Source organism: Streptomyces seoulensis (assembly GCF_004328625.1).
In the GTDB taxonomy this organism is placed as follows: Bacteria; Actinomycetota; Actinomycetes; order Streptomycetales; family Streptomycetaceae; genus Streptomyces; species Streptomyces seoulensis.
In genome coordinates this window covers 5225349-5249855 of record NZ_CP032229.1, presented here as the reverse complement: position 1 = coordinate 5249855, position 24507 = coordinate 5225349, and the positions used below count along the sequence as shown (strand labels likewise).

Below are 24507 nucleotides of genomic sequence, written 5' to 3'. Positions count from 1 at the left end.
CGGGTCGAGAGGGCTGGTAACCCTCAGTCCTCGTGCCCCAGTTGCAGGTCACGTTCGGTGCGGCCGCCGCCCGCGACCTGGAGGACCGTGGCGACCGGCGGGTAGCCGGCCGCGATGACGGTGTACTCGCCGGAGGAGAGGTCGACGAAGCGGAAGGTGCCGTCGGCGCCCGTGGTGAGGGTGTCGACGACGTTCCCGGCCGCGTCGAGCAGGGTCACCCGGGCGTCCTCCACGGCACGCCCTCCCCCGGCCCGCACCGTGCCCTTCAGTACGGCTCCGCCCGCGAGTTCGACGTCCTGCCGGGTCTCGCGGGACGCCTGGACGGTGACCGGGAGGGCCGCCGGACGGAAGGCGGGGGCGCTGGCGGCGAGGGTGTACTCCCCAGCGACCAGCTCGCCGATGACGTAGCCGCCCTCACGCCCGCTGCGGGTGGCGGCGACGACCTCGCCGTGCACGTTGGTGAGCGTGACGGTGGCGTCGCGTACGGGGCTGCCGTCGGCGGTGAGCACGGCCCCCGCGAGGCGCCCGGCGCCGCCGAGGACCACGTCCAGCTCGACGGGTCGTTCGCCGACGGTGACGGAGACGGCCTGCGGCTGGTGGCCGCCGGCCGCCGCGATGAGCACGTAGGAGCCGGCGCCGGGCGTGGCCAGCGCGTAGCGGCCGTCGTCGCCGCTGGCGCCCCGGCCGATCTGCACCCCGCCGACGTCGATGAGGGTGAGCGCGGCGCGGGGCACCACGGTGCCGTCCGGGTGCTGGACGGTGCCGCAGACCGCGATCCCGGCGGTGTGCGGCACACGGGTCTGGGGCGGTACGGGGATGCCCGGGACGGTGTCCGGGTCGGTGGCGGTGGGGGCGTGCTGGGACACCAGGGGTTTCTCCTTGAGGAAGAAGGCGATGATCAGGCCGAGGACGAGCACCGGCACCAGGTACAGGAAGATCCGGGGCATGGCGTCGGCGTAGGCGTGGATGTAGGCGTCCCGCAGCGCCGGGGGCAGCGCGTGCACGAGCTGCGGGGTGATCGCCTCGGGGTCGGGGAGCGCGGCGGAGGCGTCCGGCGGGAGGTCCTCGCGCAGCGCGTCGGTGAGCCGGTCGGCGAAGAGGGTGCCGAAGATGGCGGCGCCTACGCTGCCGCCGATCTGCCGGAAGTAGTTGTTGGCGCTGGTGGCGGTGCCGAGGTCGGCGGGGCGTACGGAGTTCTGCACGGCGAGCACCAGCACGGGCATGACCAGGCCGATGCCGGTGCCGAGGACGGCCATCCAGACGCTGTACGACAGCCGGGGGGTGTCGACCTCCAGCCGGGAGAGCAGCCACATGCCGAGCGCGGCGAGCGCGGCGCCGATCACCGGGTAGAGCTTGTAGCGGCCGGTGCGGCTGATGAGCTGGCCGCCGACGATGGAGGCGCCGACGATGCCCGCCATCATGGGCAGCATCAGCAGGCCGGACTCGGTGGCGCTGGCGCCGTCGACCATCTGGAGGAAGGTCGGCAGATAGCTGGCCGCGCCGAACAGGGCGACGCCGATCACCAGACCGACCAGGCCGGTGATGTTGAAGACGGAGTCCCGGAACAGTCGCAGCGGGATGAGGGGTTCGGCGGCGAAGCGCTCGGCGGCGACGAAGAGGATCACGGCGGCGACCGCGCCCGCGCCGAGGCCGATGATCTCCCTGGAGCCCCAGGCGTACTCGGTACCGCCCCAACTGGTCAGCAGGACCAGGCAGGTCGAGGCGGCGGCCAGCAGCAGCGCGCCGGGCACGTCCAGCCGGGCCCGCTTCCTCGGCCGGGGCAGCTTCAGCACGGCGGCGACCACGGCGAGGGTGACCAGGCCGAAGGGGACGTTGATGTAGAAGCACCAGCGCCAGGAGAGGTGGTCGGTGAAGTAGCCGCCGAGCAGCGGTCCGGCGACGGAGGCGAGGCCGAAGGCGGCGCCGATCAGGCCCATGTACCGGCCGCGCTGCCGGGGCGGCACGATGTCGGCGATGATCGCCTGGACGCCGATCATCAGGCCGCCCGCCCCGATGCCCTGCACCGCGCGGAAGGCGATCATCTGGTCCATGCTCTGCGCGCGCCCGGCGAGGGCGGAGCCGACCACGAAGACCAGGATGGCGAACTGGAAGACGCCCTTGCGGCCGAAGAGATCGCCGAGCTTGCCGTAGAGCGGCAGGCCGATGGTGGAGGTCAGCAGATAGGCGGTGATCGCCCAGGACATCTTGTCCAGGCCGTGCAGCTCGCCGACGATCTTCGGCAGCGCGGTGGCCACGATCATCTGGTCCAGCGCGGCCAGCAGCAACGCGAGCATCAGCCCGACGAAGACCAACCGCACCTGGCGCGTGCCGAGTTCGGGTGCGGGTGCGGGTGGTGGGTCCAGGTGTTCGACCGGAGCCGGCACCGCCTCGGTGACCGGCTCCTCGCACACCAGCGTCGTTCCGCCCACGTACCGCTCCCCTCGCTCACACCTGTCGCACATCCCGCGTTACGCGACAACTGCGAACACATACGGCGAGTTACGGCATGAATCCGGTCTCGGCGGAGATCACTCGAACCGGTGAGGGAAGCGGGTGCGGGGAGCAACGCCCCCGCACCCGCTGGTGTTTGGAGAGATCAGCCCTCGACCTGGGCGGCGAGCCTGTCGAGCACCGAGTCGTAGATGCGGCCCAGACCCTTGGGGGCGAAGGTGCGCTCGAAGAAGCCGCCGATGCCGCCGGCGCCCTTCCAGGTGGTGGTGACCACGACACGGGAACGGCCCTCGTCGGCGGGGGTGACGCGCCAGGTGGTGACCATGGTGGAGTTGCGGTCCTTCTCGACCAGCTCACCCGGGGTCGGCTCGCTGACCTCCATCAGGCAGTCGCGCACACGCTTGCTGGTGGCCTGGAGCTTCCAGTGGACGAGAGTGCCCGCGCCGTCGCCGCCCTCGCGGACCTCGTACTCGCTGAAGTGCTCGGGGAGCAGCTTCGGGCGGGTGGTCCGGTAGTCGGTCAGCGCGTCGAACACCCTGTCGGCGTTCGCCGCGACGACTCGTTCCGTAGTGGCCTCTACCTGCGCCATCGCTCTCCTCCACGACCTGAGTTTCCAGCCTTCCGGATCAGCCAACCACCCCGGCATCCCCGCTCCAAATCGGGGTTCGCCCGATCATGGGAACAGATGTTCTATTGTGGGGAACGAGCTACCGAGGAGGCGTCATGCGCTGGGAGAACCTGACCGACGAGTCCGGTGGTCACGGCCGGACCCCCGACGGCGCGCTGTTCGGCGCGGACGCCGTGGTGACGCGAACTTTCGACACACCGGAATTCGCCGGAATCACTTTTCACGAGGTGCGGGCGCGGTCGATCCTGAACCGGGTGCCGGGGGCGTCCCGGATGCCGTTCGAATGGACGGTGAACCCCTATCGGGGCTGTTCGCACGCCTGTGTGTACTGCTTCGCCCGCAAGACGCACAGCTACCTGGACCTGGACACCGGGCTCGGCTTCGACTCCCAGATCGTGGTCAAGGTCAACGCCCCCGAGGTGCTGCGCCGCCAGCTGGCCTCGCCGCGCTGGGGCGGGGAGCACGTGGCGATGGGCACCAACGTGGACTGCTACCAGCGCGCGGAGGGCCGGTACAGGCTGATGCCGGGGATCATCGACGCCCTCACCGAGCGGGCCAACCCCTTCTCCATCCTCACCAAGGGCACCCTGATCCTGCGCGACCTGGACCGGCTGGTGCGCGCGGCCGAGGTCACCGACGTCGGCATCTCGGTCTCCGTGGGCTTCACCGACACGGGCCTCTGGCGCACGGTGGAGCCGGGCACCCCGGCGCCCGAGCGGCGGCTGGACGTGGTGCGCACGCTGGGCGAGCACGGCATCGGCTGCGCGGTGCTGATGGCCCCGGTGATCCCCTTCCTCAGCGACCAGCCAGGTCAACTGCGCGACACCGTCCGCGCCATCGCGGAGTCCGGGGCCACCTCGGTGACTCCGCTGGTGCTGCATCTCCGGCCCGGCGCGCGGGAGTGGTTCATGAGCTGGCTCGGCGAACACCACCCGCACCTGGTGACCCGCTACCAGCGGCTGTACGCGGGCGGCGCGTACGCCCCCACCTGGTACCAGCGCCGGGTCACCCGCCAGGTGCACGAGCTGGCCCGGGAGTACGGCATCGGGCCGACCCGCGCGGGCGTCACCCGGCGCGTCCGCCCGGCCCGGACCGACGAGCGGCCGGCGGAACAGGAGCCGACGCAGCTCACCCTGATGTGAGCGCGTTCGAGGGCATCCGGCGACCCGTTCGGGTCAAGTACGGGCGGACGGCCCGAAGGGGACGGGGATTGCGGGGACGATGCCGCGAGGACCGCGGCCCTCGCGGTCCGCGCCATCCTCCGTCCCGTGGAGTTGCCACGCATGAGAACACGCGCAGCCGTACTGGGCGCGACGGCCGTCCTGCTGGCGGCCTCGGCCACCGCCCTGCCCGTCCAGGCCGCCCCCGCCGCGCCGGGCCTGACCTGGAAGGACTGCGGCACCGGCGACTACCCGACCCTCCAGTGCGCCTCCCTGAAGGTCCCGCTGGACCACGCGCGGCCGGCCGGGCGGCAGATCTCGCTCGCCCTGTCCCGTGTCCCGCACACCGCGCCGGTCTCCCAGGGCCCGCTGCTGGTCAACCCCGGCGGCCCCGGCGGCAGCGGGCTCACCCTCGCCGGGTACATCGCCTCCGCGCTGCCCGCGAAGGTGGCCGCGCAGTACGACGTCATCGGCTTCGACCCGCGCGGTGTCGGCAAGAGCACCCCGGCGCTGAACTGCGTCCCGGACCACTTCAAGCCGGTACGCCCGGACACCGTCCCGGCCACGCCCGAGCTGGAGCGGCGGAACCTGGAGCGGGTGCGGTCCTTCGCTGCCGCCTGCGGCAAGGCGCACGCGGACGTGCTGCCGTACATCGACACCGCCTCCGCCGCCCGTGACCTGGACTCGGTCCGCGCGGCCCTGGGCGCCGACCGCCTCAGCTACCTCGGCTACTCCTACGGCACCTACCTGGGCGCGGTCTACGCCAAGCTCTTCCCGGCGCGGGTGCACCGGCTGGTGCTGGACTCGATCGTCGACCCGACCGGCGTCTGGTACGAGGACAACCTCACCCAGGACCACGCCTTCGACGCCCGCCACAAGGCCCTGATGGCGTGGATCGCCGCGCACGACGAGGCGTACGGCCTCGGCACCGACCCCGCACGGATCGAGGCCGACTGGTACGCGATGCGGGCCGCGCTGGCGAAGGACCCGGCGGACGGCAAGGTGGGCGCCGCCGAGCTGGAGGACACCTACATGCCGGGCGGCTACTACGACGGCTACTGGCCCTACCTCGCCGAGGCGCTGGCCTCCTGGGTGCACGACAAGGACACCGGGCCGCTGGAGCAGGCGTACGAGAACTTCGCCGCCGTCGACGCGGGCGGGGACAACAACTACAGCGTCTACGCGGCCGTCCAGTGCCGGGACGCGCCCTGGCCGCGCGACTGGCGCCGCTGGTCGCGGGACACCTGGGCGGCCCACCGCAAGTCGCCCTTCATGACCTGGAACAACGCCTGGTACAACGCGCCCTGCGCCTTCTGGCCCACACCTCCGCGCGAACCGGTCAACATCGCCAACGGCAAGCTGCCCCCGGCCCTGCTCTTCCAGGCCACGGACGACGCGGCGACCCCGTACTCGGGCGGCCTGATGACCCACCGCCTCCTGGCCCACTCCAGCCTGGTCGTCGAGCAGGGCGGCGGCAACCACGGCATCACCCTGACCGGCAACTCCTGCCTGGACGACCACCTCACCACCTACCTCACCGACGGCACGGTCCCCCGCGGCCGGGGCGAGGTGGACGCGGTCTGCGAAAAATCCCCCGCCCCCAAACCCCTGGACGCCAAAACGGCCCCCGCCTCCTCCAAGGGCTCAACCCTCCACGGCCTCCTGGGCTTCCACCACTGAACCCCCCACCGGTGCCCGCCCCTTCGGCGGGCACCGGAAAACCGGGGGACGCCGGCCGCCGCCCCTCCCTACGCTCCCGCCATGGACACCCTCACCATCCGCCCGATGGCCCTCTCCGACTGCGACCGCGTGGCCGAGATCCGCGTGACGGGCTGGCGGCACGCCTACCGGGGTCTGATGCCCCAGGCGGAACTGGACGGGCTGAGCGTCGAGGCGGACGCCGAGCGCCGCCGCGCCCACTTCACGCGCACCGACGACCCCACCACCCAGCTGGTCGCCGAGCGCGCGGGCCAAGTCGTCGGCTGGGCCTCGGTGGGCCCCTACCGGGACGGCGAAACCCGCACGGCTGACGCGGAGTTGTACGCCCTCTACGCCGACCCCGCCCATATCGGTACCGGCGTCGGCCGGGCCCTCCTCACCGAGGCTCTCGCCCGCAGCGCCGCCCAGCCGCGCATGCTGCTCTGGGTCCTGCGCGACAACACCCGCGCCCGCCGCTTCTACGAGCGGGCGGGCTTCAGCCCGGACGGCGCCGAGGACGGCACATCGGTCCCCGAGGTGCGGTACGCCAGATCTCAACTCCGCCGCTGCTGACGCGGGATGAGTCCCAGTGCCGTCACCGCGGCCTCGGCCAGGGCCGGGTGGGCGAGGGACTCGGTCAGTACTCGTTTCGCGCGGGGGTCGGCCAGGGTGCCGAGGCCCTCTACGCAGGCGAGGGCCACCCGGCGGTAGGGGTCGTGGGGCCGGAGCCGGCGTTCGAGGGTGGTGATGAGCGCCGGAACCGACTCGGGAGCCCGCAACCGTACGAGCAGCCGCACCGGCTGGAGGGCGTACGCGACCCGGAGTTCGTTGGTGGCCAGCGCGGCCGCCGCCCGCGCGGTCCGCGGGTCCCCCAGCATCGCCAGCGCCTCGGCCGCCGCCGCACACCGGGGCGGGTCCCGGTGATTGAGCAACAGCACCAACGACTCGAACGCCCGCCGGTCCCCGGCGACTCCCAGCCGGTAGGCGGCCAACTCGCGTGCCCACAAGGGCTGTCCGGGGGCGGTGAGGACACCGGCCAGCTCGTCGTGATCCCCGGTGCCCACCAGCCTCTCGTAGGCGGCTCCGCCCCGCGACTCACGCCGTAAGCGTTCGGTGAGCACTCGCAACTCTTCGTCCACACACCCAGCGTAGGCGCGCGATGACACGGAAGGGAGGTACATCACAAAGCCGAGTTGGCACCGGGCACTGGCGCGCTCGTTACTCACTGGTTAAGCTCAGACGAGCGAGTTACCCACTCGCGCTTCGGCTGGCGACGGTCTGGTGACGCAACCGTCGAGAGCACGACCCGGCTCCGGGACAGGGCCGGTCGGCAAGTCGGACCGTCATGGGCGTGTGCGCGCCCGCCACGACGGCACCGGGCGTGTGCGCTTCGCGGCCCGGCAACACCCGCATCCCACGCTGCGGCACGCGTCCTCGACGCGTGCGCCGCGTTCCTCGTCGTCACCACTCTTCCTGGAGTTCCGCGATGGCCACTCCCCTGTCCCACACCCCTCCCTCCCCGCTGCGGACGATCGCCGTGGTCGGCCTCGGCACCATGGGCACCGGTCTCACCGAGGTCTTGGCCCGCGCCGGCCGCCAGGTCGTCGGCATCGACATCGACGCGGCCCAGGCCGCCACCTGCGTCCGGGCGCTGGAGCAGTCCACCGCCCGCGCCGTCGAACGCGGCCGGCTCACCGAGCCCGAGCGCGCGGCCCTGCTGGACCGGGTCACCACCGGAACCGACCTCGCCGCGGCCGCCGACGCCGACCTCGTGATCGAGGTGGCCCCGGAGTCGTACGAGATCAAGCAGCAGATCTTCGCCGAACTCGACCGCGTGGTGCGGCCGGAGGCGATCCTGGCCACCGGCACCAACGCGCTCTCCGTCACCCGGCTCGCCGCCGGCTCGCAGCGCCCCGAGCGCGTCCTCGGCCTGCACTTCTTCAACCCGGTGCAGGCGATGAAGCTGGTGGAGGTCGTCTCCTCGGTGCTGACCGCGCCCCAGGCCGTCACCGCCGTCACCGACCTCGCGCTGGAGCTGGGCAAGGAGCCGGTCGCGGTGGGCGACCGTCCCGGATTCGTCGCGGACGGCCTGCTGTTCGGCTACTTGAACCAGGCCGCCGCGATGTACGAGGCGCGCTACGCCTCCCGCGAGGACATCGACGCCGCGATGCGGCTGGGCTGCGGCCTGCCGATGGGCCCGCTCGCCCTGCTGGACCTGATCGGCGTGGACACCGCCCGCCGGGTCCTGGAGGCGATGTACGCCGAGTCCCGCGACCGCCTGCACGCCCCGGCCCCGATCCTGAAGCAGCTCAGCCAGGCGGGCCTGACCGGCCGCAAGGCGGGCCGCGGCTTCTACACCTACGCGGCCCCGGGCAGCGCCGAGACCGTCCCGGACGCCCTCACCCCGGCGCCCGGCGACTCGGCGACGGCGGGCCGTACGGTGCGCTCGGTGGGCGTCGCCGGGTCCGGCACGATGGCGTCGGGCATCGCGGAGGTGTTCGCCAAGGCCGGTTTCGAGGTGGTCCTGGCCGCCCGCAGCGAGGAGAAGGCGCAGGCCGCCAAGGCGCGCGTCGGCAAGTCGCTGGACCGCTCGGTCGCCAAGGGCCGCCTGACCGCCGAGTCGGCGGCCGGGATGCTGGAGCGGATCACCCCGGCGGGCGGCTACGAGGCGTTCGCCGACGTCGACCTCGCCGTGGAGGCGGTCGCGGAGGACCTGGACGTCAAGCGGCAGCTCTTCCAGGCGCTGGACAAGGTCTGCAAGCCGGGCGCGGTCCTGGCCACCACCACCTCCTCGCTGCCCGTCGTCGCCTGCGCCCGCGCCACCTCGCGCCCGCAGGACGTGATCGGCATGCACTTCTTCAACCCGGCCCCGGCGATGAAGCTGGTGGAGGTGGTGCGCACGGTGCTCACCGCCGACGACACCCACGCCACCGTCCGTGAGGTCTGCGCCCGCCTCGGCAAGCACCCGGTGGACTGCGGCGACCGGGCCGGCTTCATCGTGAACGCGCTGCTGTTCCCGTACCTGAACAACGCGGTCAAGATGGTCGAGGAGCACTACGCGACCCTCGACGACATCGACGCGGCAATGCGGCTGGGCGGCGGCTACCCGATGGGCCCGTTCGAACTGCTGGACGTGGTCGGGCTGGACGTCTCGCTGGCCATCGAGAAGGTGCTGCACCGCGAGTTCCGCGACCCGGGCCTCGCCCCGGCGCCGCTGCTGGAGCACCTGGTGGCGGCGGGCTGCCTGGGCCGCAAGACCGGCCGGGGCTTCCGCGAGTATGCCCGCCGCTGACGCCGACGGTTTCCGGGACGGGCCGGAGTGGGGCGGGCTGCTCGAACCGGGCGGCCTCGCCCCGCCCGGCCGGGCCACCGCCCGCTCCGGGGACGAGGGCCTCCCGGCACCCGCGCGTGGCACGGCGTCCATGCAGTACGTTCGGGTCATGTCCCAGCCCGTCAGGTCCTCACGTACATCCGCCGCCTCCGACGCCCCGGAGAGCGCCGCGGGCGGCCGCGCCGCCGCCCAGCGGCTGAAGATGCGCCGGGAACTGGCGGCGGCCGCGATGGAACTCTTCGCGTCCAAGGGGTACGAGGCGACCACGGTGGACGAGATCGCGGCGGCGGCCGGGGTCGCCCGGCGCACGTTCTTCCGCCACTTCCGCTCCAAGGAAGAGGCGATCTTCCCCGACCACGACGACACCCTGATCCGGGCCGAGGCGGTGCTCAACGCGGCCCCGGCGCACGAGCATCCGCTCGACACGGTGTGCCGCGGGATCAAGGAAGTCATGCGGATGTACGCGGCCCAGCCGGAGATCTCGGTGGCGCGCTACCGGCTGACCCGCGAGGTGCCGACGCTGCGCGAGGCGGAGATCGCCTCGGTGGCCCGCTACGAGCGGCTGTTCACCCGCTATCTGCTGGGCCACTTCGACGAGCGGGCGCACGCCGACGACGCCAACGACGATCCGCTGCTGGCCGAGGTCGCCGCGTCCGCCGTGGTCACCGCGCACAACCATGTGCTGCGGCGGTGGCTGCGGGCGGACGGCCAGGGCGACGTGGAGGCGCAGCTCGACCACGCTTTCGCGATCGTCCGCCGGACCTTCGGCACCGGCATCGGGGCCGGCCGGAGCACGGCCGCCACGCCCGCTCCGGCGACGGTCTCCGCGCAGGGCGAGGTGCTGGTCACGGTCGCCCGCACCGACGCGCCCCTGGACGAGGTCATGCGGACCATCGAGCAGGCGCTCAAGGAGCGCTGAGCCCGCGTCTCCCGCTGTGACGACGGCCACCCCTCGGGGTGGCCGTTTTGCATGTCCGGGCCCGTTTTCTGTCGCCTCTCGGAGCCCGTTCGATCGATCATCGCTCATTTGTTACGTAAAGATTTCATGTGAGAGGAAGTTCTGGCACTCAGTGCCTTGCCGCCTGACACGCGGTGTCATACGTTGAGAGTGTCCGGACGGCCGGCGCGTAGCGAAATCCCGCGCGCCGGCTGTCCCCGCAAGCCACCCGGCTCGCGCGTCCGGACGCCTGCGTCACAGGCAACCTCCCGCGCCACAAAGCGCCGCCGAAGCATCCGCCGCCCAACCGACGGCACCCCCCTCGCACCCCAGAGCGCACTTCAAGCACCGACGAAACCCCAGCGCCCCTCCCTCAGGGCGCTCACCGCCGGAGGCAATACCGTGACCGTGAAGGACATCCTCGCCGCGATCCAGTCGGACGCCACGTCCGCCGACTTCGCCGCCATCCCGCTGCCCGAGTCGTACCGCGCGATCACCGTGCACAAGGACGAGACGGAGATGTTCGCGGGCCTCGAGACCCGCGACAAGGACCCCCGCAAGTCCACCCACCTCGACGAGGTGCCGCTGCCCGAGCTGGGCCCCGGCGAGGCCCTGGTGGCCGTCATGGCCTCCTCGGTGAACTACAACTCGGTGTGGACCTCGATCTTCGAGCCACTGTCCACCTTCGGGTTCCTGGAGCGCTACGGCCGCACCAACGAGCTGGCCAAGCGGCACGACCTGCCGTACCACATCATCGGCTCCGACCTCGCGGGCGTCGTCCTGCGCACCGGCCCCGGCGTGAACGCCTGGAAGCCCGGTGACGAGGTCGTCGCGCACTGTCTGTCCGTCGAGATGGAGTCCTCCGACGGCCACAACGACACGATGCTCGACCCCGAGCAGCGCATCTGGGGCTTCGAGACCAACTTCGGCGGCCTGGCGGAGATAGCCCTCGTCAAGTCCAACCAGCTGATGCCGAAGCCCGGCCACCTGAGCTGGGAGGAGGCCGCCGCCCCCGGCCTGGTCAACTCCACCGCCTACCGCCAGCTCGTCTCCAAGAACGGCGCCGGGATGAAGCAGGGCGACAACGTGCTGATCTGGGGCGCCAGCGGCGGACTCGGCTCGTACGCCACCCAGTTCGCGCTCGCGGGCGGCGCCAACCCGATCTGTGTCGTCTCCAGCGACCAGAAGGCCGACATCTGCCGCTCGATGGGTGCCGAGGCGATCATCGACCGCAACGCCGAGGGCTACAAGTTCTGGAAGGACGAGCAGACCCAGGACCCCAAGGAGTGGAAGCGCTTCGGCAAGCGCATCCGCGAGCTGACCGGCGGCGAGGACATCGACATCGTCTTCGAGCACCCCGGCCGCGAGACCTTCGGCGCGTCCGTCTTCGTCACCCGCAAGGGCGGCACCATCACCACCTGCGCCTCGACCTCGGGCTACATGCACGAGTACGACAACCGCTACCTGTGGATGTCCCTCAAGCGCATCATCGGCTCCCACTTCGCCAACTACCGCGAGGCGTGGGAGGCCAACCGCCTGATCGCCAAGGGCAAGATCCACCCGACGCTGTCCAAGGTGTACTCCCTGGAGGACACCGGCCAGGCCGCGTACGACGTGCACCGCAACCTCCACCAGGGCAAGGTCGGCGTGCTGTGCCTGGCCCCCGAGGAGGGCCTCGGCGTCCGCGACGCCGAGCTGCGCGCCGAGCACATCGACGCGATCAACCGCTTCCGGAACGTCTGAGGAGCGAACCGTGACAGAGCGTCAGGCGCCCCAGGCGCGTCAGAAGGACCGTCCGTGGCTCATGCGGACCTACGCCGGGCACTCGACGGCGGAGGCGTCCAACGAGCTGTACCGGCGCAACCTCGCCAAGGGCCAGACCGGTCTGTCGGTGGCGTTCGACCTGCCCACCCAGACCGGCTACGACGCCGACCACATCCTCGCCCGCGGCGAGGTCGGCCGGGTCGGCGTGCCCGTCTCGCATCTGGGTGACATGCGCAGGCTGTTCCAGGACATCCCGCTGGACCAGATGAACACCTCGATGACGATCAACGCGACCGCCATGTGGCTGCTGGCGCTCTACCAGGTCGTCGCCGAGGAGCAGGGTGTCGACATCACCCGGCTCCAGGGCACGACCCAGAACGACATCGTCAAGGAGTACCTCTCGCGCGGGACGCACGTCTTCCCGCCGGGACCCTCGCTCCGGCTGACGACGGACATGATCGCGTACACGGTGTCCCACATCCCCAAGTGGAACCCGATCAACATCTGCAGCTACCACCTCCAGGAGGCCGGCGCCACGCCGGTCCAGGAGATCGCGTACGCCATGTCCACCGCCATCGCGGTGCTGGACGCGGTGCGCGACTCCGGCCAGGTGCCCCAGGAGCGCATGGGCGACGTGGTCGCCCGGATCTCCTTCTTCGTCAACGCGGGCGTCCGCTTCGTCGAGGAGATGTGCAAGATGCGCGCCTTCGGCCGCATCTGGGACCGGGTCACCCGCGAGCGGTACGGCATCGAGAACCCCAAGCAGCGCCGGTTCCGCTACGGCGTCCAGGTCAACTCGCTCGGCCTGACCGAGGCGCAGCCGGAGAACAACGTCCAGCGGATCGTGCTGGAGATGCTGGCCGTGACGCTGTCGAAGGACGCACGCGCGCGTGCCGTGCAGCTGCCCGCCTGGAACGAGGCGCTGGGCCTGCCCCGCCCCTGGGACCAGCAGTGGTCGCTGCGCATCCAGCAGGTGCTGGCGCACGAGAGCGACCTGCTGGAGTACGAGGACATCTTCGCCGGCAGCCACGTCATCGAGGAGAAGGTGTCCGCCCTGGTGGACGACTCCTTCGCCGAGATGGCCCGGATCGAGGAGATGGGCGGCGCGATGGCCGCCGTCGAATCCGGTTATCTCAAGGCCCAGTTGGTGACCTCGCACGCCGAGCGGCGGGCCCGGATCGAGTCCGGCGACGAGAAGATCATCGGCGTCAACATCTTCGAGACCACCGAGCCGAACCCGCTCACCGCCGACCTGGACACCGCGATCCAGACGGTCGACCCGGCCGTGGAGAACCGGGTGATCGAGGCCCTGGGCACCTGGCGGGACACCCGCTACCAGCCGCCCTTCAACCACCCGCGCCCCTGCAAGGCGCTGGAGAAGCTGAAGGAGGCCGCCAAGGGCACCGCCAACCTCATGGAGGCCACCCTGGAGTGCGCCCGCGCCGGGGTCACGACCGGCGAGTGGGCGGGGGCGCTGCGCGAGGTGTTCGGCGAGTACCGGGCGCCGACCGGCGTCTCCTCCGCCCCGGTGGCGGTGCCGGCCGAGGCCGGGTCCGCGATGGCCGGGGTGCGCGCCCGGGTGGACGCCACCGCGCGCGACCTGGGCGTGGGCAAGCTGCGCTTCCTGGTGGGCAAGCCGGGCCTGGACGGGCACTCCAACGGCGCCGAGCAGATCGCGGTGCGCGCCCGTGACGCCGGGTTCGAGGTGGTCTACCAGGGCATCCGGCTGACCCCGGAGCAGATCGTGGACGCCGCCCTCGCGGAGGACGTGCACGCGGTCGGCCTGTCCATCCTGTCCGGCTCGCACGCCCAGTTGGTGCCGGACGTACTGGACCGGCTGCGCGAGGCCGGGGCGCACGACATCCCGGTGATCGCGGGCGGGATCATCCCGAACGCCGACGCCGAACTGCTGAAGTCGGCCGGCGTGGCCGCCGTGTTCACCCCGAAGGACTTCGACATCACCGGAATCATCGGCCGTATCGTCGACGAGATCCGCACAGCGAACAAGCTCGACCCCCTGGAGGTCCCCGCATGACTGTCAACCGTCTGCGTCCGCGCCGCTCCTGTCTGGCGGTGCCGGGGAGCAACCCGCGCTTCCTGGAGAAGGCGCAGGGGCTGCCCGCCGACCAGGTCTTCCTGGACCTGGAGGACGCCTGCGCGCCGCTCGCCAAGCCGGAGGCGCGGCACACCATCGTCAAGTTCCTCAACGAGGGTGACTGGACGGGCAAGACACGGGTCGTACGGGTCAACGACTGGACGACCGAGTGGACGTACCGCGACGTCGTGACGGTGGTCGAGGGCGCCGGCCCGAACCTTGACTGCATCATGCTGCCCAAGGTGCAGAACGCCCAGCAGGTGGTCGCTCTCGATCTGCTGTTGACGCAGATCGAGAAGACGATGGGCTTCGAGGTCGGCCGCATCGGCATCGAGGCCCAGATCGAGAACGCCCAGGGTCTCAACAACGTCAATGAGATCGCGTCTGCCAGTCAACGTATTGAGACGATCATCTTCGGACCGGCCGACTTCATGGCGTCGATCAACATGAAGACGCTCGTCGTGGGTGAGCAGCCGCCCGGCTACCCGGCGGACGCCTACCACTACATCCTGATGAAGATCCTGATGGCCGCCCGCGCCAACGACCTCCAGGCGATCGACGGCCCCTACCTCCAGATCCGCAACGTGGACGGCTTCCGCGAGGTCGCCGGCCGTGCCGCCGCGCTCGGCTTCGACGGCAAGTGGGTGCTGCACCCGGGCCAGGTGGACGCCGCCAACGAGGTCTTCTCCCCCTCGCAGGAGGACTACGACCACGCCGAGCTGATCCTGGACGCCTACGAGTACTGCACCTCCGAGGCGGGCGGCAAGAAGGGTTCGGCGATGCTCGGCGACGAGATGATCGACGAGGCCAGCCGCAAGATGGCCCTGGTCGTCGCGGGCAAGGGCCGCGCGGCCGGCATGCGGCGCACGTCCAAGTTCGAGATTCCGGAGGCGTGAGCATGCAGTTCGGGCGCACCTACGAGGAGTTCGAGGTCGGGGCGGTCTACAAGCACTGGCCCGGCAAGACGGTCACCGAGTACGACGACCACCTCTTCTGCCTCCTCACCATGAACCACCACCCGCTCCACATGGACGCGAACTACGCCGAGAGCACCACGGACTTCGGCAAGAACGTGGTGGTCGGAAACTACATCTACTCGCTGCTGCTCGGCATGTCGGTGCCGGACGTGTCCGGCAAGGCGATCGCCAACCTGGAGATCGAGTCGCTGAAGCACGTGGCGCCGACCTTCCACGGCGACACCATCTACGGCGAGACGACCGTGCTCGACAAGTGGCCGTCCAAGTCGAAGAACGACCGCGGGATCGTGCACGTGGAGACCAAGGGCTACAAGCAGGACGGCACCCTGGTGTGCGTCTTCCGCCGCAAGGTCATGGTGCCGACCGAGACGTACATCAAGGAGCGCGGCGGCGAGCAGCCGGGCCGCCCGGAGCTCAAGGAGCAGGTGAAGTAGATGGCGCGCCTCGCCCAGACCGCCGGTCTGACGGACATCCAGCGGGAGATCCTCTCCACCGTCCGCGACTTCGTGGACAAGGAGATCATCCCGGTCGCCACCGAGCTGGAGCACCGCGACGAGTACCCGCAACAGATCGTGGACGGCCTGAAGGAACTCGGCCTCTTCGGTCTGATGATCCCCGAGGAGTACGGGGGCCTGGGCGAGTCGCTGCTCACCTACGCGCTGTGCGTGGAGGAGATCGCCCGCGGCTGGATGTCGGTCTCCGGGATCATCAACACGCACTTCATCGTGGCGTACATGCTCAAGCAGCACGGCACGCAGGAGCAGAAGGACCACTTCCTGCCGCGCATGGCGGCGGGCGACATCCGGGGCGCGTTCTCGATGTCGGAGCCGGCGCTCGGCTCGGACGTGTCGGCCATCACGTCCAAGGCGGTGAAGGACGGCGAGGAGTACGTCCTGAACGGCCAGAAGATGTGGCTGACGAACGGCGGGACGTCGTCGTTGGTCGCCGTTCTGGTCCGGAGTGACGAAGGACACCCCGAGGGCACCGCGCCCCACAAGTCCATGACGACCTTCCTGGTGGAGAAGGAGCCCGGCTTCGGCGAGGTCCGCCCCGGTCTCACCATCCCCGGCAAGATCGACAAGATGGGGTACAAGGGCGTCGACACCACCGAGCTGATCATGGACGGCCTGCGCGTTCCGGCCGACCGGGTGCTCGGCGGCGTCACCGGCCGGGGCTTCTACCAGATGATGGACGGCGTCGAGGTCGGCCGCGTCAACGTCGCGGCGCGTGGCTGCGGTGTCGCGCAGCGAGCCTTCGAGCTGGGCGTCCAGTACGCCCAGCAGCGGCACACCTTCGGCAGGCAGATCGCCCAGCACCAGGCGATTCAGTTCAAGCTGGCCGAAATGGCCACCAAGGTCGAGGCCGCCCATGCGATGATGGTGAACGCCGCGCGCAAAAAGGACTCCGGGGAGCGAAACGACCTGGAGGCCGGAATGGCCAAGTACCTGGCCTCCGAGTACTGCAAGGAGGTCGTCGAGGACGCCTTCCGCATCCACGGCGGCTACGGCTTCTCCAAGGAGTACGAGATCGAGCGTCTGTACCGCGAGGCGCCGATGCTGCTGATCGGTGAGGGTACCGCCGAGATCCAGAAAATGATCATCGGTCGCCGCCTGCTCGAAGAGTATCGATTCCAGGGCTGATTGTCCGGAGACGGGGTGTTATCGCCGAGAAGAAGATCACACCCCGTCGACGGTCTTCGGCCGCCGACTCGGCTTCCTGGCTTGCCCAGTTGCGGCCCGCGCCCGGTACGATCCCCGGAAAGCCGCCGTCCCCCGTCATTGCGCGGCATCATCCGCTACGAAGGTCATCCATGCCCCACAGCCAAACCTCTGCACCCAGCGACAGCCGAGCCGGCGGCGTACGCCTCGCGCGCGGAGCATCGCCGTGGCTCCTCCCGACCGTCGCCACCGCGGCCCTCAGCCTGGCACGGGCCCGCCGCTCGGGCGTCGCCAAGGCCGTCGCCGTGCCCGCCACCGCTCTCGCGGCGGGCATGCTGTGGTTCTTCCGCGACCCGGAGCGCGAGATCACCGAGGGTCGCGTCATCTCGCCCGCCGACGGCGTGGTCCAGAGCATCATGCCCTGGAAGGACGGCCGCACCCGCGTAGCCATCTTCATGAGCCCGCTCAACGTCCACGTCAACCGGGCGCCCCTGGCGGGCACCGTGACGTCGGTCGAGCACATCCCCGGCGGCTTTGTTCCGGCTTTCAACAAGGAGAGCGAGAACAACGAGCGCGTAGTCTGGCATTTCGACACCGAACTCGGCGACATCGAGATGATCCAGATCGCGGGCGCTGTGGCCCGTCGCATCGTGCCGTACATCCCTGAGGGCACGAAGGTCGAGCAGGGGGACCGCATCGGTCTGATCCGCTTCGGCTCGCGTGTCGACCTCTACCTGCCCGAGGGCGTGGAGGTCGACGTCGAGGTCGGTCAGAAGACCGTGGCTGGGGTGACTCGCATTGACCGTGATTGATCCAGAGACACAGGCGGGCTGGGTGCCCGAGGCAGACGAGGCGGGCGACGAGGAGGAGATGCCCCTCTCTATGCGCCTGTCGATAGCGGACACGCTCACGCTCGGCAACGCGACCTGCGGCTTCATGGCGGTGTACTTCACCACCACCGGCATCCTCATCCCGCACCTCACCGGCAGCCAGGAATCCGGCATGGCCCGCCACAGCGCGGCCACGGCGGTCATCCTGATGCTCTGCGCGGCGGTGTTCGACCTCTTCGACGGGCTGGTGGCGCGCAAGCTGCGCTCCTCCCCGATGGGCGCGGAGCTGGACAACCTCTCCGACCTGATCAGCTTCGGCCTGGCCCCGGCGTACTTCGTCCTGGTCTACGGCATGGTCGCGGACGACGCGCACCAGCGGGTGGCGGCGCTCGGGGCGATCGTGGTGCTGCTCGCCGTCGTACTGAGGCTCGCGCGGTTCTCCTGCGTGACGCTGAAGGACGGCATGTTCCAGGGCATGCCCTCGCCGTTCGGCGCGCTGACGGTCGTCTCCATCGTGCTGCTGGAGCTGCCGTTCCCGGCGACCCTGCTGGCCATCGTGGGCACCGCCTGGCTGATGGTGAGCCGGGTGGAGTACCCGAAGCCGCGTGGCCGCCTCGCCGGCGCCATGCTCGGCTGGATCGTCCTCTCCATGGGGCTGCTGGCCGCCTGGGCCTTCGACGCCCCCGGTGGACAGCTCCTGCTCCAGACGGGCTGCGCGCTCCAGCTCGTCATGGGCGCGGTCATCCCGCTGTTCGCCACGGCCCGCCGGGTGAACAACTTCCGCGACAACCGCCGCGAGGCGCGGGCGGCGCAGCTCCCGTAGCGGATCGCTCGCCTCAGGGGCCCTGGACCTTCACCGGTCCGGGGCCCCTTTGCCTTGCTCCAGCTGTCAGGTCAGATGCCGTTCCGCGATGCGGGAGGCGACGTGTTCCAGCAGGGGGCCGGCCTGGGCCATACAGGTCGCGGGGTCGGGTTCCAGGGCGGTCAGGGGGTAGGCGGCCGTGATGCCGGCCCGGTGGAGGGTCTCGGGGGGCAGGGTCAGGCGGCCGCACACCGCGACGACCTCCTTGCCCGCCGCGCGGGCGGCCGCGGCCACCCCGGCCGGGGCCTTGCCGTGGAGGGTCTGCTCGTCCAGGGCGCCCTCGCCCGTGATGACGAGGCCGGCGCGGGCGAGAGCCCCGGCGAAGCCCAGTACCTCCAGCATGACCTCGATCCCGGCGCGGAAACGGGCGCCGAGGAGGAGGGCCGCGTAGCCGACACCGCCCGCCGCGCCCGCGCCGGGCCGGTCCGCGAGGCCGGGGGCCAGGACGGCGGCGAAGCGGGTGAGGGCGTCGTCGAGGAGGGTCACCTCGGCCGGGGAGGCGCCCTTCTGCGGGCCGTAGACGGCGGCGGCGCCGTGCGGGCCGGTGAGCGGGTTGTCCACGTCACTGGCGAGGATCAGCTCGACCGAGGCGAGGCGGGGGTCGAGCCCGGTCAGGTCGGCCTCGGCGAGGTCGGCGAGTCCGCCGCCGCCCGGTCCGACCGGCTCCCCCCGCTCGTCCAGGAACCGCGCGCCGAGTGCCGTGAGCATCCCGGCCCCGCCGTCCGTCGTGGCGCTGCCGCCGACGCCGAGGACGACGGTCCGGGCGCCCGTGTCCAGCGCGGCCCGCAGCAGCTCGCCGGAGCCGTGGGTGGACGCGGTGAGCGGGGCGAAGGTCCCGGCCGGGAGCCGGCGCAGTCCGCTCGCCTCGGCCATCTCCACGACCGCCGTGTCCCCGCGTACCGCGAACGCGGCGGTCACCGGATGCCCGAGCGGCCCGGCGACCGTCACCTCCCGGCGCTCGAACCCGGCGGCGACGGCCGCGTCCACGGTCCCGTCCCCGCCGTCGGCCACCGGCAGCGTCTCGACCGCGACGCCGGGTACGGCCCTCCGCAGCCCGGCCGCCACGTGCGCGGCCACCTCCGCCGCCGTCAGCGACCCCTTGAACTTGTCCGGGGCGACGAGCACCCCGCGACCGACACCGTCCCTCACTCCACGTCCCCTCACCACCCGCTCCACCGACCCCTGCGGGTCGGCGCGGCGTCCACCCTAGGGGGTGTGATCCACGCGCTTGGTTACCCTGCCTGGATGACCACCTCTGACGACTTCGCCACGTACATCGCGGGCCTGCCGCGGGTTCTGTCCGCCGCCGCGACGCTGTTCCGGGACGCGGAGGGGCGGGTGCTGCTGGTCGAGCCGAACTACCGGGCGGGGTGGGGGCTGCCGGGCGGCACGATCGAGTCCGACGACGGCGAGACGCCCCGCCTGGGCGCGCGCCGCGAGACGCTGGAGGAGATCGGCCTGGACCGCGCGCCGGGCCGTCTGCTGGCCGTGGACTGGGTGCCGGTCCCCGGCCACATCCCGATGGTCGCCTACCTCTACGACGGCGGCACCCTCACCGACGCCGACCTCAAGGCCATCCGCCTCCAGGAGGAGGAACTCCTCTCCTGGCGCCTCGTCCCCCGCACCGACCTCCCCGACCACCTCCCCCCACCCCTCGGCCGCCGCGTCCTCGCCGCCCTGGACGCCCTGGAGGACGGGAACGGCCCGGCAGAACTGGAGAACGGCCACCGGGCGCTCTGACGATGACCGGCCCTTCCCCCGAGGACGACGACCGCCGCTGGCTCGCCACGGTGTACGCCGTGCCCGTCGTCCTGCTGACCCTCGTCTCCGCCTACTTCTGCTGGACGGCCCTCACCATCCGCCCCTCCGGGGCATGGGACGACGACGCGTACGCGGGGATCGTGCTGGCGTCTGCGATGGGGGTCGGGGCGGCCGGGGTGGCGGGTGCTGGGGTGGGGGTGGGTGGTGCCCGCGCTGGTGCTGGGGGTCGTCGCGGGGGTGCGGTGGGCTCTAGGTGTATTGATCACGAGCGTTGTTAACGCAGGCAGGGCTTGATCATGGCGAAGGCCCCCGTGTGTGGTGGAGGTGTCGAATCTTCACCGCACGGAGGCCTTCGTGTCCCACCGTAATGCCCGGCTGACCGTTCACGGCAGGCGACTGCTCGTCGAACGTGTCCGCTCCGGCCGTCCCGTCGCGCATGTCGCCGCCGAGATGGGCATCTCCCGTCCCACAGCCCACAAGTGGATCCGGCGCTGGCACTCAGAGGGCGAGAGCGGACTCCTCGACCGCTCCAGCCGTCCCCGCACGACACCGCACCGGACCGCAGCCGCCACCGAGGCGCAGGTCTGCAGGCTGCGACAAGAGCGCAAGCTGGGCCCGGCACGCATCGGGCCGGTCCTGGGCCTGCCCGCCTCCACCGTGCACCGCATCCTGCTCCGGCACGGCCTGAACCGCCTGGCGTTCATCGACCGCCCCACCGGGCAGGTCATCCGCCGCTACGAACGCGCCCGTCCCGGCGAGCTGGTCCACGTCGACGTCAAGAAGCTCGGCCGCATCCCCGACGGCGGCGGCCACAAGGTGCTGGGCCGGCAGGCCGGCCGGGCCCGGCGCAACAGCGTGGGCTTCGACTACATCCATTCCGCCGTCGACGATCACTCCCGCCTGGCCTACAGCGAGGTCCACGCGGACGAGAAGGCCCTCACCTGCGCCGACTTCCTACGGCGGGCCGCAGCCTTCTTCGCCGAGCACGGCATCACCCGCATCGAGCGGGTCCTGACCGACAACGCCTGGCCCTACCGCAAGAGCTTCGCCTGGCAACAGGCACTGGCCGACCTCGGCGCGGCCGGCAAACTCACCCGCATCTACCGGCCGCAGACCAACGGCAAGGTCGAACGCTTCAACCGCACCCTGCTCGACGAATGGGCCTACCAGCGGCTCTACACCACCAACACCGAACGCACCGACGCCCTGGCAGACTTCCTCCACACCTACAACCACCACCGCTGCCACACCGCACTCGGAGGCCACCCACCGATCAGCCGCGTCAACAACGCTGCGGGTCAATACATCTAGGTCGTGTCCGGAAAGTGGCGCTGTCTGCCCGGAGGGCAGGGCTCGCGGCGTCTGGTGCGTGCGCTCGCAAGGCGGAGGGTCGTCCTCGTACTGGGCGTACGAGGGCGATCCCGACAACGCCGCGAGGGCGCGTGCCAGGCGTCGCGAGCCAGGCGCCACTTTCCGGACACGGCCTAGGGGGGTGAGGGGTATTTCGTTGGCCGGGGGCGGTGGGAGCGGCCTAGCCTCGGGGGCATGAGCAAGCCTCTGGTCGCCGTGCTCAGCGGCGCGGGAATCTCCACCGACTCCGGCATCCCCGACTACCGGGGGCCCGACGGGCTGTGGCGCCGGGACCCGGAGGCGGAGAAGCTCGTCACCTACGGGTACTACATGGGCGACCCCGAGATCCGCCGGCGCTCCTGGCAGCTGCGCCGCTCCCAGCACACCCTGCGCGCCGAGCCGAACGCGGCGCATCTGGCCGTCGCCGAGCTGGAGCGCTCAGGGGTTCCCGTACGGGTCCTCACCCAGAACGTGGACGGACTGCACCAGCGGGCCGGGATGCCCGGCCGCAAGGTGCTGGAGCTGCACGGAAGCGCGCACGGCGTGCTGTGCACGCGGTGCGAGGCGCGCGGCTCTATGGCGGACGCGCTCGCGCGGGTCGAGGCGGGCGAGGACGACCCGCCGTGCCTGGCCTGCGGCGGCATCCTGAAGTCGGCGACGGTGATGTTCGGCGAGAACCTCGACCAGGTGGTCCTCGGCGAGGCGCTGGCGATCAGCAAGGCGTGCTCGGTCTTCGTGGCCGTGGGCAGCAGCCTCCAGGTGCACCCCGCCGCCGGGCTTGCCGGGGTCGCGTCGGACCACGGCGCCCGGCTGATCATCGTCAACGCCGAGCCGACCCCGTACGACGACCTCGCGGACGAGGTGGTGCGCGAGCCGATCGGCACGGCGCTGCCGAAGCTGCTGCGGAGCCTGGTGGCCGAAGGCTAGAACAGCACCCCCTCCTCCGCCCGCTCCGAGCCGCGTTCGAAGGCCAGCAGGCGTCGCTTGCGGTCCAGGCCGCCGCCGTAGCCCGTGAGGCTGCCGTCGGAGCCGACGACGCGGTGGCAGGGGACGATGATGCCGACCGGGTTGCGGCCGTTGGCGAGGCCGACCGCGCGGGAGGCGCCGGGGGTGCCGAGGGCGAGGGCGAGCTGTCCGTAGCTCCGGGTCTCCCCGTAGGGGATCTCGGTGAGCTGGTCCCACACCCGGCGCTGGAACGGGGTTCCGTGCAGGCCGAGCGGGACGGTGAAGCGCCGGATCTCCCCGGCGAAGTAGGCGGCCAACTGCTCCTGGGTCTCGCCGAAGACGCGCAGGCTGTCGTCACGCGCGCCGAACGTGTCGTCGGCCGGGCGGTGCCGCTGGTCGGTCATGTACAGGCCGCACAGGGCGCCGTCGGCGTCCGCGACGAGGGTCAGCGGCCCGTAGGGACTGTCGGTCACGGTGTGGTGTCGCACGGGAAGTCCTTCAGGCCGGGAGGAAGTTGATCGGGTGGCTGTCGGTCGCCCACAGGTACTGCACGGCGTACGCCCGCCAGGGGCGCCACGCCTCCGCGCGGGCGGTGAGCGCGGCCGGGGTCGCGGGCAGCCCCAGGGACTCGGCGGCGCGCCGGACGCCGAGGTCGGTCGGGAGGAAGGCGTCGGGGTCGCCGAGGGCGCGCATGGCGATGATGTCGGCGGTCCAGGGGCCGAAGCCGGGCAGCTCCAGCAGCCGGGCGCGGGTCCCGGCCCGGTCGGCCTCGACCCCCAGGTTCAGGGTGCCGTCCGCGAGCGCGGCGATCAGCGTGGTCAGCGTGGCGCGGCGGCTGCGCGGCATGGCGAGCGTCTCCGGGTCCACGGCGGCCAGCGCGTCGGGGTCGGGGAAGAGGTGGGTGAGCCCGCCCTCGGGGTCGTCCAGCGGCTTGCCGTGCGCGGTGACCAGCCGGGCCGCGTGGGTACGGGCGGCGGCGGTGGACACCTGCTGCCCGAGCACGGCGCGTACGGCGAACTCGGCCTCGTCGACCGTGCGTGGCACCCGGCGCCCCGGCCCGGCGTCCACCAGCGGGGCGAACAGCGGGTCGGCACGCAGCCGCTCGTCGACGGCGACGGGGTCGGCGTCCAGGTCGAGCAGCCTGCGGCACCGGCTGATGGCCACGGTGAGGTCGCGCAGGTCGCTGAGGGCGATCCGGCAGCCGACGTGGGTGTCCCCGGGGGCGAGGGCGACGATCCCGTGCCCGTACGGCAGCCGCAGCGTGCGCCGGTACGCGCCGTCCCGCCACTCCTCCACGCCGGGTACGGCGGTGGCGGCGAGGTGGCCGAAGAGGTTGCCGGGGTTCAGCGGGGCGCGGAACGGCAGCCGGAGGGCGAGCGTGCCCGCGGTTCCGGCGGCTCGGGCGTGGGGTGCGCGGGCGCGCAGGTCGGTCGGGGCGAGGGCGAAGACCTCGCGGACGGTGTCGTTGAAGGTGCGGATGGAGGAGAACCCGGCGGCGAAGGCGACCTCCGCCATGGGCAGCGCGGTGGTCTCGATCAGCAGCCGCGCGGTCTGGGCGCGCTGGGCGCGGGCCAGGGAGAGGGGCCCGGCGCCGAGTTCGGCGAGGAGCTGGCGCTCGATCTGCCGGGCGGAGTAGCCGAGCCGGGCGGCGAGTCCGGGTACGCCCTCCCGGTCCACGACCCCGTCGGCGATGAGCCGCATGGCGCGGGCGACCAGGTCGGCGCGGTGGTTCCACTCCGGGGAGCCGGGGGTGGCGTCGGGCCGGCAGCGCTTGCAGGCGCGGAACCCGGCGCGCTGGCAGGCGGCGGCGCTCGGGTAGAACGTCATGTTCTCGGCCTTGGGCGGCACGACCGGGCAGCTCGGGCGGCAGTAGATGCGGGTGGTGAGCACGGCGGTGAAGAACCAGCCGTCGAACCGGGCGTCCTTGGACTGGACGGCGTGCACGCGGTGTTCCCGGTCGAGGGAGTCGAAGGAGGGGTCCTGGGTGCTGATGGTCGGGTTCCGCATGCCTCAAGCATCGGGCAGTACGGCCCCGGAGGCTGGCGAGTTTCCGACATGCA

The 24507-nt window shown here is 71.6% G+C and carries 22 protein-coding genes; 16 read left to right on the top strand and 6 right to left on the bottom strand.

Going from position 1 to position 24507, the window contains the following annotated elements; translation table 11 throughout:
* Positions 1-23 precede the first annotated feature (23 nt).
* Together D0Z67_RS24090 and D0Z67_RS24085 are read right to left on the bottom strand one after the other, a co-directional pair.
* Positions 24-2429 carry an MFS transporter gene (locus D0Z67_RS24090; RefSeq protein WP_031183677.1) on the bottom strand — a complete coding sequence of 802 codons (2406 nt, stop codon included), beginning with the start codon at positions 2427-2429 and terminating at the stop codon, positions 24-26.
* A gap of 167 nt (positions 2430-2596) precedes the next feature.
* A complete protein-coding gene (locus D0Z67_RS24085) occupies positions 2597-3040 on the bottom strand; it encodes an SRPBCC family protein (RefSeq protein ID WP_031183676.1) in 444 nt (147 codons plus the stop codon).
* Between the two features lie 134 nt (positions 3041-3174).
* Here D0Z67_RS24085 and D0Z67_RS24080 point away from each other — a divergent pair, with 134 nt between their 5' ends.
* The 3 genes from D0Z67_RS24080 (at position 3175) to D0Z67_RS24070 (ending at position 6510) form a co-directional block, all read left to right on the top strand.
* Positions 3175-4221, top strand: a complete 1047-nt coding sequence (locus D0Z67_RS24080; RefSeq protein WP_031183675.1) for an Rv2578c family radical SAM protein — start codon at positions 3175-3177, stop codon at positions 4219-4221.
* A 141-nt stretch (positions 4222-4362) separates the two neighbouring features.
* A complete protein-coding gene (locus tag D0Z67_RS24075) occupies positions 4363-5919 on the top strand; it encodes an alpha/beta hydrolase (protein WP_031183674.1) in 1557 nt (518 codons plus the stop codon).
* A gap of 81 nt (positions 5920-6000) precedes the next feature.
* A complete protein-coding gene (locus D0Z67_RS24070) occupies positions 6001-6510 on the top strand; it encodes a GNAT family N-acetyltransferase (protein ID WP_031183673.1) in 510 nt (169 codons plus the stop codon).
* Here D0Z67_RS24070 and D0Z67_RS24065 read toward each other — a convergent pair.
* Positions 6492-7076 (bottom strand): adenylosuccinate lyase, encoded by a 585-nt coding sequence (locus D0Z67_RS24065; protein ID WP_031183672.1) that lies wholly within the window; start codon positions 7074-7076, stop codon positions 6492-6494. The genes D0Z67_RS24070 and D0Z67_RS24065 overlap by 19 nt on opposite strands.
* A gap of 347 nt (positions 7077-7423) precedes the next feature.
* Between D0Z67_RS24065 and D0Z67_RS24060 the strand changes: the two genes are divergently transcribed.
* From D0Z67_RS24060 to pssA, 9 genes are all read left to right on the top strand, one after another.
* Positions 7424-9229 (top strand): 3-hydroxyacyl-CoA dehydrogenase family protein, encoded by a 1806-nt coding sequence (locus D0Z67_RS24060; RefSeq protein ID WP_031183671.1) that lies wholly within the window; start codon positions 7424-7426, stop codon positions 9227-9229.
* A gap of 148 nt (positions 9230-9377) precedes the next feature.
* Positions 9378-10187, top strand: a complete 810-nt coding sequence (locus tag D0Z67_RS24055; protein WP_031183670.1) for a TetR family transcriptional regulator — start codon at positions 9378-9380, stop codon at positions 10185-10187.
* A gap of 420 nt (positions 10188-10607) precedes the next feature.
* Complete coding sequence (ccrA, locus tag D0Z67_RS24050) at positions 10608-11948, top strand: crotonyl-CoA carboxylase/reductase (RefSeq protein ID WP_037776106.1); 1341 nt, start codon at positions 10608-10610, stop codon at positions 11946-11948.
* Positions 11949-11958: 10 nt separating this feature from the next.
* A complete protein-coding gene (locus tag D0Z67_RS24045; protein WP_078873663.1) occupies positions 11959-14004 on the top strand; it encodes a protein meaA in 2046 nt (681 codons plus the stop codon).
* Positions 14001-14960 (top strand): HpcH/HpaI aldolase/citrate lyase family protein, encoded by a 960-nt coding sequence (locus tag D0Z67_RS24040; protein ID WP_031183667.1) that lies wholly within the window; start codon positions 14001-14003, stop codon positions 14958-14960. Before D0Z67_RS24045 ends, D0Z67_RS24040 begins: the two co-directional genes overlap by 4 nt.
* 2 nt (positions 14961-14962) lie before the next feature.
* The gene (locus D0Z67_RS24035) at positions 14963-15475 is read left to right on the top strand and encodes a MaoC family dehydratase (RefSeq protein ID WP_030809541.1); all 513 of its coding nucleotides are present in this window, start codon (positions 14963-14965) and stop codon (positions 15473-15475) included.
* Complete coding sequence (locus D0Z67_RS24030; protein WP_031183666.1) at positions 15476-16681, top strand: acyl-CoA dehydrogenase family protein; 1206 nt, start codon at positions 15476-15478, stop codon at positions 16679-16681. It begins immediately after the preceding gene.
* Positions 16682-16851: 170 nt separating this feature from the next.
* Complete coding sequence (locus tag D0Z67_RS24025) at positions 16852-17511, top strand: phosphatidylserine decarboxylase (RefSeq protein ID WP_031183665.1); 660 nt, start codon at positions 16852-16854, stop codon at positions 17509-17511.
* A complete protein-coding gene (pssA, locus tag D0Z67_RS24020) occupies positions 17498-18352 on the top strand; it encodes a CDP-diacylglycerol--serine O-phosphatidyltransferase (protein WP_078858459.1) in 855 nt (284 codons plus the stop codon). The genes D0Z67_RS24025 and pssA overlap by 14 nt, the downstream gene beginning before the upstream one ends.
* 66 nt (positions 18353-18418) lie before the next feature.
* On the opposite strand, the gene D0Z67_RS24015 is transcribed toward pssA, so the two are convergent.
* Positions 18419-19516 (bottom strand): glycerate kinase, encoded by a 1098-nt coding sequence (locus tag D0Z67_RS24015; RefSeq protein ID WP_031183664.1) that lies wholly within the window; start codon positions 19514-19516, stop codon positions 18419-18421.
* Positions 19517-19636: 120 nt separating this feature from the next.
* Here D0Z67_RS24015 and D0Z67_RS24010 point away from each other — a divergent pair, with 120 nt between their 5' ends.
* From D0Z67_RS24010 to D0Z67_RS23990, 4 genes are all read left to right on the top strand, one after another.
* Positions 19637-20131, top strand: coding sequence for an NUDIX domain-containing protein (locus tag D0Z67_RS24010; RefSeq protein ID WP_031183663.1), 495 nt, complete (start codon positions 19637-19639; stop codon positions 20129-20131).
* Positions 20132-20133: 2 nt separating this feature from the next.
* Complete coding sequence (locus D0Z67_RS29955) at positions 20134-20430, top strand: hypothetical protein (RefSeq protein ID WP_158713910.1); 297 nt, start codon at positions 20134-20136, stop codon at positions 20428-20430.
* Positions 20431-20506: 76 nt separating this feature from the next.
* A complete protein-coding gene (locus D0Z67_RS24000) occupies positions 20507-21463 on the top strand; it encodes an IS481 family transposase (protein WP_131589702.1) in 957 nt (318 codons plus the stop codon).
* A 234-nt stretch (positions 21464-21697) separates the two neighbouring features.
* On the top strand, positions 21698-22429 hold the full coding sequence (locus D0Z67_RS23990) for an SIR2 family NAD-dependent protein deacylase (RefSeq protein ID WP_131589701.1): 732 nt from the start codon (positions 21698-21700) through the stop codon (positions 22427-22429).
* On the opposite strand, the gene D0Z67_RS23985 is transcribed toward D0Z67_RS23990, so the two are convergent.
* Positions 22426-22935, bottom strand: coding sequence for a methylated-DNA--[protein]-cysteine S-methyltransferase (locus tag D0Z67_RS23985; protein ID WP_031183605.1), 510 nt, complete (start codon positions 22933-22935; stop codon positions 22426-22428). The genes D0Z67_RS23990 and D0Z67_RS23985 overlap by 4 nt on opposite strands.
* A gap of 10 nt (positions 22936-22945) precedes the next feature.
* Positions 22946-24454 (bottom strand): DNA-3-methyladenine glycosylase 2 family protein, encoded by a 1509-nt coding sequence (locus tag D0Z67_RS23980; protein WP_051888143.1) that lies wholly within the window; start codon positions 24452-24454, stop codon positions 22946-22948.
* Positions 24455-24507 lie beyond the last annotated feature (53 nt).